The organism is Psychrobacter immobilis (assembly GCF_003148585.1).
GTDB classification, from domain to species: domain Bacteria; phylum Pseudomonadota; class Gammaproteobacteria; order Pseudomonadales; family Moraxellaceae; genus Psychrobacter; species Psychrobacter immobilis.
Genome location: NZ_QGGM01000002.1, coordinates 1 through 6,433, shown reverse-complemented (window position 1 = coordinate 6,433; position 6,433 = coordinate 1). Strand labels below are relative to the sequence as shown.

Annotated in this window: 5 protein-coding genes and 1 pseudogene; 1 reads left to right on the top strand and 5 read right to left on the bottom strand. The window is 44.1% G+C overall.

Going from position 1 to position 6,433, the window contains the following annotated elements; genetic code table 11:
* The 3 genes from C8D84_RS13715 to C8D84_RS02065 all read right to left on the bottom strand — a co-directional run.
* Window positions 1–1,990, bottom strand: a 1,990-nt coding sequence (locus tag C8D84_RS13715) for an ESPR-type extended signal peptide-containing protein (protein WP_265735495.1), incomplete at its 3' end; no start/stop codon positions are given.
* Between the two features lie 417 nt (window positions 1,991–2,407).
* Window positions 2,408–4,051: a sensor histidine kinase gene (locus tag C8D84_RS02070; RefSeq protein WP_228244423.1), complete on the bottom strand. Its 1,644-nt coding sequence runs from the start codon at window positions 4,049–4,051 to the stop codon at window positions 2,408–2,410.
* 14 nt (window positions 4,052–4,065) lie between these two features.
* Complete coding sequence (locus C8D84_RS02065) at window positions 4,066–4,764, bottom strand: response regulator transcription factor (protein ID WP_109589671.1); 699 nt, start codon at window positions 4,762–4,764, stop codon at window positions 4,066–4,068.
* A gap of 267 nt (window positions 4,765–5,031) precedes the next feature.
* Between C8D84_RS02065 and C8D84_RS02060 the strand changes: the two genes are divergently transcribed.
* Complete coding sequence (locus C8D84_RS02060) at window positions 5,032–5,553, top strand: Spy/CpxP family protein refolding chaperone (RefSeq protein ID WP_109589669.1); 522 nt, start codon at window positions 5,032–5,034, stop codon at window positions 5,551–5,553.
* A gap of 119 nt (window positions 5,554–5,672) precedes the next feature.
* On the opposite strand, the gene C8D84_RS02055 is transcribed toward C8D84_RS02060, so the two are convergent.
* Together C8D84_RS02055 and C8D84_RS02050 are read right to left on the bottom strand one after the other, a co-directional pair.
* Window positions 5,673–6,281 (bottom strand): hypothetical protein, encoded by a 609-nt coding sequence (locus C8D84_RS02055; RefSeq protein ID WP_109589667.1) that lies wholly within the window; start codon window positions 6,279–6,281, stop codon window positions 5,673–5,675.
* 74 nt (window positions 6,282–6,355) lie between these two features.
* Window positions 6,356–6,433, bottom strand: a pseudogene (locus C8D84_RS02050) (IS1595 family transposase); the annotation flags it as partial.

The window sequence follows — 6,433 nt, the reverse complement described above, 5'->3', positions numbered from 1 at the left end:
CTCGGGTGTCGATGTTGCTGTTAGAGCCAACCACCTCAACGGCTTGTCCCAATGGTTTCTGTACTGTATTACCATCAGCAGCTTTTAATGCAAAGCCCTTGTTAATAGTCGTGGTATTATTTCCGACCGCTTCATTGGTCGCATACAATTGACTACCATTCACGGCATCTGTACTAGCCGCAGTGACAGCTCCACCAGCGACGTTTTTGATCTGACGCTCAGATCCTACTACGCCCACGGATACTTGCGCACCCTCTCGTAGCATGCCCTTATCATCAATGACATTACCGGCGATATCATATACCACGCCACCAACTGTCATCGTCTTTTCAGAGCTTGCACTTGTTGCTGTTGTTGAGCCTGCACCTAAAGAGACTGAACCATCTTTGCTGGCTGATGCGCCAACACCGAACGCTGAAGAAGCCGTTCCCGAGGTATTGGAATGAACACCAACGGCTGTAGACAGATCACCTTTAGACAGCGATTTTGCACCAATGGCTATCGACGCAGCACCTCCAGCTTCGGTATTAACATCGTATTGATTGGTTTCTACCAAATCTTTACCTACGTAGGATTTGAAAACATCGTTAACTGTGCCACTATTTAGTGGTGACAATGGACTACCATCGATATTGGTTCTCGATGCAAAATCTAGATCATCACCGCCTATCGCGATCGAGGATGCGCCTCTAGACACGACGTTAGCACCGATAGCAATCGATTGCTCACCACTTGCCATCGTCTGTTGCCCAAATTCTGAGCTGCCAATCGCAATAGTTTGGCTGCCTGTGGCTTTTGCATTTCCGCCCAGCGCCATGGCGTTATAACCTGTCGCTCCGTCGTTATTAGCATTACCGACAGCGGTTGAGTCCACGCTATAATACTTGGTTTTATTATTAGCGACAGTATTCGACAGCCCCGTTAGCTGAGCCACATTGACAGCATCACTAGCACTACTGCCTGCTGCGACGTTTACAATCTGACGGTTGCCACCCGCTGCTCCTGTTCCTACAGAGACCGCTCCAAGTGTAACGCTATCCGTCGCTTGGATGACTGAGCTATCTGCTCCTACTGGCACAAAACCACTGGCACCACCAGCACGATTTGCAATAGAGTTTGAACCTAATGCGATGCCATTTACTGCGTTAGATCGAGAGCCGACACCAAAAGCAAGACTGTTATCAGCGGTCGCTTTTGCATTACTACCAAAGGCAATCGTATCATTGCCAACTGCTTGAGTTTGTCCATTCGCTCTATAACCTACATTTGCTTGATCAGCCACTGTACCTGCATTTTCAAAATCAGTTGAACCAATCGCAATGCCACGTTTGCCTGAGGCAAGTGCTGAATGACCAACAGCAAGAGATCCTTGACCCGTTGCTGAGGAGACGTTACCAATAGCCTGAGCAAAGTCAGCAGTCGCTGCCGATTGACGTCCAAGCGCTAACGAGGTATTTCCATTAGAATACGCTGCCGCCCCAATTGCCACAGATGACCGACCAATGGCTTTTGCTTGAGTGCCTAGAGCAGTAGCGACGTCACCAGCTTCTGTCCCAGTGCCAATGGCGGTACTACCAGAATTGTTTTGTGAACCACCCGTCCAAGTAAATGACGGATTGCCTCTATCGACCAGATTGAAGTTTTGCCCAGCGTCCGCTTCACAGCCAATGGCAACCGAATAGCTGCCTTCAGCATTCGCTTCAGTACTGTTTGTATTACAAGAAGAAATTGCTGTACCAGATCCCGTACCACCGCCGACATTCACTTGCGCAAAAGCTTGCGGTGACATTGTAAATCCAGCCGCCAGCATCCCTATGGCGATCGTGGATAGTCGGAAAAATTGGGTAGAAGAAAGATTAGAAGTCGTATTGATGGTCGCGTTTGCGCTCACGCTAGATTTGGAAGATTTGCCGCGCCCCTTTGCATATTCACCAACTGCGGTAAAACAGCTCAAGGCTTCATTCCATATTACTTTATAGATGCGGTTCATAGTGTGCACTCCCTTACAGACTGGTCAGATTTAAAAATCAAAGATAATATCCATCTTGCAGAGAGTCGATATCACAAAATAAAACACGTTATCGGCGGATAACGATTAAATGTTTTTTGTTCATCATTTATCTTGTTAACCAACAACTAACACTTTTTATCTTGAAAAGCCCTAATCGCTCTCTCTATATATTAGTATTACCGAATATATAGAGAGAGACAATGCCGCTCATCGGGCATTTATTACCGTTCATCCAATTATATAACAAAAAATGAATATATAGATGTTTTTTGTTCCTTGCTTATATTGAATGCTCCCACTTTTTTGAAATAATCCGCTTTGAAACTTAATAAAACACACGCTTATACACACACTTTAGAGATGTTTTAAGCGCGTGTTCGCCACTTTATGCTGCTCTTAGTCCCCTTCAGAGTTAACAGGCAATGTTATTTGCATCACCAGCCCTTGGATATCATCTTGGCGATTATAGACATGAATCTGACCCTTGTGTGCCATTACCACGGCATGAACGATTGCCAGCCCCAAACCATAACCCCCCGTTTCACGATGGCGAGCCGAGTCAAGCCGTACAAAGGGCTGAAAAATACGCGCCAAATCCTTATCCGCGATGCCACCACCCTCGTCTGTGATGCTGATTTGAAGTGCAGGCTTATTGCCTTCCATCTCCACTTTTTTAATGTCAGCAATGACTGTTGAATCAGAGGCCGTATGCATAAAAGCATTACGAATGACATTTTCAAGCGCACTATGCAGCTGTTCTTGGTTGCCAAGCACAGTCCAAGGCGTTGTTGAATCAGTGGTAGATGAAGCGTCTGCCACCAATGCATGACTCGGCTGCCATTGCCAACGCACATTTTTATGCTGAAACTCAAAGCAAACGTCTTGTCCAATTTCACTAATGATGTCAGAAATATCAACCGCTTCGTTTTCTATATTGTCGATGGTATATTGCTGCATTTGTAGAGATTGAATATGAATGATTTGCTCAATCAACTCATTCATCCGCGCCGACTCTTTATCTATACGGTCGAGATAACGACTGGCATTCGGTGCAAAGTCGCGGGTCAGCTCAGTCGCAACGTCTAGACGCGCCAGTGGCGATCGTAGCTCGTGCGAGATATCACTGAGCATCTGTTTGCGTGCCAGCTCACTCTCAGCCAACCGTTTTGATAGTTTAGCCACATCTTTCGCGAGTAAACCAAGCTCATCATCTCCCATTTTTGATAGGTCTGGGTGGGTCTGATAATCGCCATCAATCAGACGGTGTACGGTATTTTGTACACGGCGGATACGCTGAGTCATTGTACGGCTCAGCCAAATACAAACCAAGACGCTAAAAACGAGAATAAATAGCAAACGTATGGGAAAATTGCCACGTTGCAGCGCCATAACATCAGCAAAACGCAAATGCGGACGTAATTGTATAATGACAGACTGCTCATCTGGTAAGACGACCGTCACATCAGCCAGCTCAGGGCGACTGTCGAAATCAGCTAGCGTAGCGCTATTTGGCATCATCGGTTGCAGAATATGGTTTAAGAATGATGACTTATCATTCGACATTTTATTATTATCATCGTGACTATTAATCCTGTTATTGTCCACATTGGGCTGAGCTGCCATTGATTGCATTGATGGTTGCCCTACTTCACGCCGACTACCCTGCATACCTTTTTGCCTACGCTCATCTCTATTGCGATAACGCGGAAATATAATCGCCCCTTCTTCATCGTAAACACTTATCTGATTCATGAGTTGACGGTCCTGACGATACATCTGCTTAACTGTACTTAAATCACCCGCTCTTAATGCCTCAACCATTTCTTGACGCTTAATCAATAAACTATCAGTTTGTACGTTCATGCGAGCCGTTAGTGCTTTTTCGACCAGCCAACGCTCCACCATGATCGATAAAATAGAGGTGATTATAATTGTTAATAATAGACTTAGAAACAAACGCCAAAATAGTGTGATTCGCACTTTAAACTTTGGGGTTTGCTTAAGCATTTTATGGTTAATAGCTTTCTTGGAAGCGTTCATCGATGAGTCCATCATTACAATACCAGCTGATAACCTTTACCACGAACCGCTTTGATCGGCTCATCATGAAAAGGTTGGAGTTTTTTGCGGAGTCGCGAGACATGCACATCAAGGCTACGGTCGAACGGCTGTAATTCACGTTGTAAAACATGCTCTGACAGCCACGCTTTGCTCACCACCTCACCTTTTTGTTTCAGTAGCGCAACCAACAAATCAAATTCTGTCCCCGTCACTTGTAGTTCTATGCCATCTATCTGACAAAGCCGCTGGTTTTGATCCAGATGCAAACGGCTCTCTGGTAGCGGCGTATGCTCTGATGTCGCTGCGCTGGTGCGTTTGATGACGGCATTGATACGTGCCAGCAGTTCTCTAGGATTGCAGGGTTTGGTAATATAATCATCAGCACCAAGTTCAAGCCCAATGATACGATCAATCTCCTCCCCTTTTGCGGTCAGCATGATGACAGGGATATCACTGATATTGGGTAATTGACGCAAGACACTCAATCCATCGATTTTTGGCATCATAATATCTAGCACCAGCAAATCATAAGCAGCAGTGCCATTAAGCACATTATTGCTCGCAGTTTTGAGTTTATGTATGACAGCCTCACCATCGTGAACGCAGTCGCATGTCACCCCATGATTGTGCAAGTATTCTTGTAACAATTGGGTCAACTCTTCGTCATCATCGCCTAGTAGTATGTGTGGCACATCTTTCTCCTTAAGCGTTAAATCGCTTTATGAGCCATATTATCAGTCAATTGCTTATCGATTCGCTATAAACGTTACCTTTCTTAATACTTCATAAATGTTCGTAACCTCTAACTGTCGTAATATAGCGTCTATCAGCGACAAATACTGATAACAAGCTGTGATGGATAGTGGCTATCCGGGGCACTTACTGTTCATAAGCTGATCAGATAAAAACTGACTTTTTCGCAACCAATAACGTATGCACCATAAATTAAGGTAATGATGATGAAAAAATTATTAATGGGCTCAGTATTAGCAATGTCTAGCATTTTCACCGTAACGGCTTGTACCAGTGTTAATGCAACCACTGATACCACACCAACGACCAGTAAAATGCAGCATAAAGATGGCATGAAAAAAGGCGGCATGAGAGGTCCAATGTCGCAACTAGATCTAACAGCAACGCAACAAGCGCAAATCAAAGCCATCATGCAAGCACAACACGGCGATCGTAAAGCTGACCGTACAAAAAACAAATTGGAACGGGCGCAAATGCAGCAACAGATGCAAGCATTGACTAATAGTAGCACTCTAAATACAGCGGCAGTCAATCGCTTAGCTGATCAGCAAGCGGCTAAAACCAAGCAGCGCTTCATTGAGCGAGTACAGACTCAACATGCTATCTCTCAAGTATTGACTGCTGAGCAACGCGCCAAGCTTGCTACATTAAAAGCTGAAAAAATGGCGAAAGGTCATAAAGGCTCAGAGCACGGTAAAATGCATGGCAAACCACATCAAGGCATGTAATTCGTCATTAATAGGCTATTTTGCATTCATACTGAATGTCCTATAAGACTGATTATGAACACATAAAAAAGCGCATCGTATAAACGGTGCGCTTTTTAGTTTTAATGTTGAGATTCACATTACTTTGATATTTTAATTAACTGTAAAAAGGCGCGCTCTTCAAGAATTTTGATATCTAAACCACTCTGAATCAGCTCTTCTACTTTTCGATGCTTACTGCTTTTTTCATGACCAGCAAGCAACGTTAAATCTTGAACACCAACTACAAGATAATCTAATGTCTTCGAAGCACCTGCTTTGACATTAAAACCATTTTTGGCTGCTATCTCAGCCATATCTGCGCGACTGATACTAAGATTGCCTGTAAAGCAGATATTGAGTCCTGCATATTGTCCTGACTCATCTCCAACTTTTGTGATATGACTGGGGTAACTTCTACCATTTGCGCGGGGTTGCTGAGGATAATTACGACTGTATTGACTATCTTCTACCCAATCATGAATTGACAAACCATTTTCTCTAAGAATGGTTACGATTATAAAACCACATGCTTTAGCATCTTCTAGTGCGTCATGATGGTCAAACCGATAATTCCATTCTCTACAAACATTCGCCAGATTATAACCTTTGACCGAAAAGCGCTGACACGTCTTACGTACCAATACCGTGGCATCGACCCACTGTAGCTCTGGTATTGGTAATTTGTGAAGCTCTAGACTTTTTGTCAACGCCCTTTGATCAAAGTCAGTATAGCTAACGACAACATTTTCACCGATAAATTTTAAGGGGCTGTCCTAGATAACTAGTTCAGTTCCTGTTTAACCCATTGTTTTAGCTGGTGTAATTGACGTTTTGGATCACTGTAGTTAAAACGCCACTC

Coding starts and splice junctions, on each gene's coding strand:
- C8D84_RS02070 (WP_228244423.1), bottom strand. CDS start 4,051: ATGAACGCTTCCAAGAAAGCTATTAACCATAAAATGCTTAAGCAAACC.
- C8D84_RS02060 (WP_109589669.1), top strand. CDS start 5,032: ATGAAAAAATTATTAATGGGCTCAGTATTAGCAATGTCTAGCATTTTC.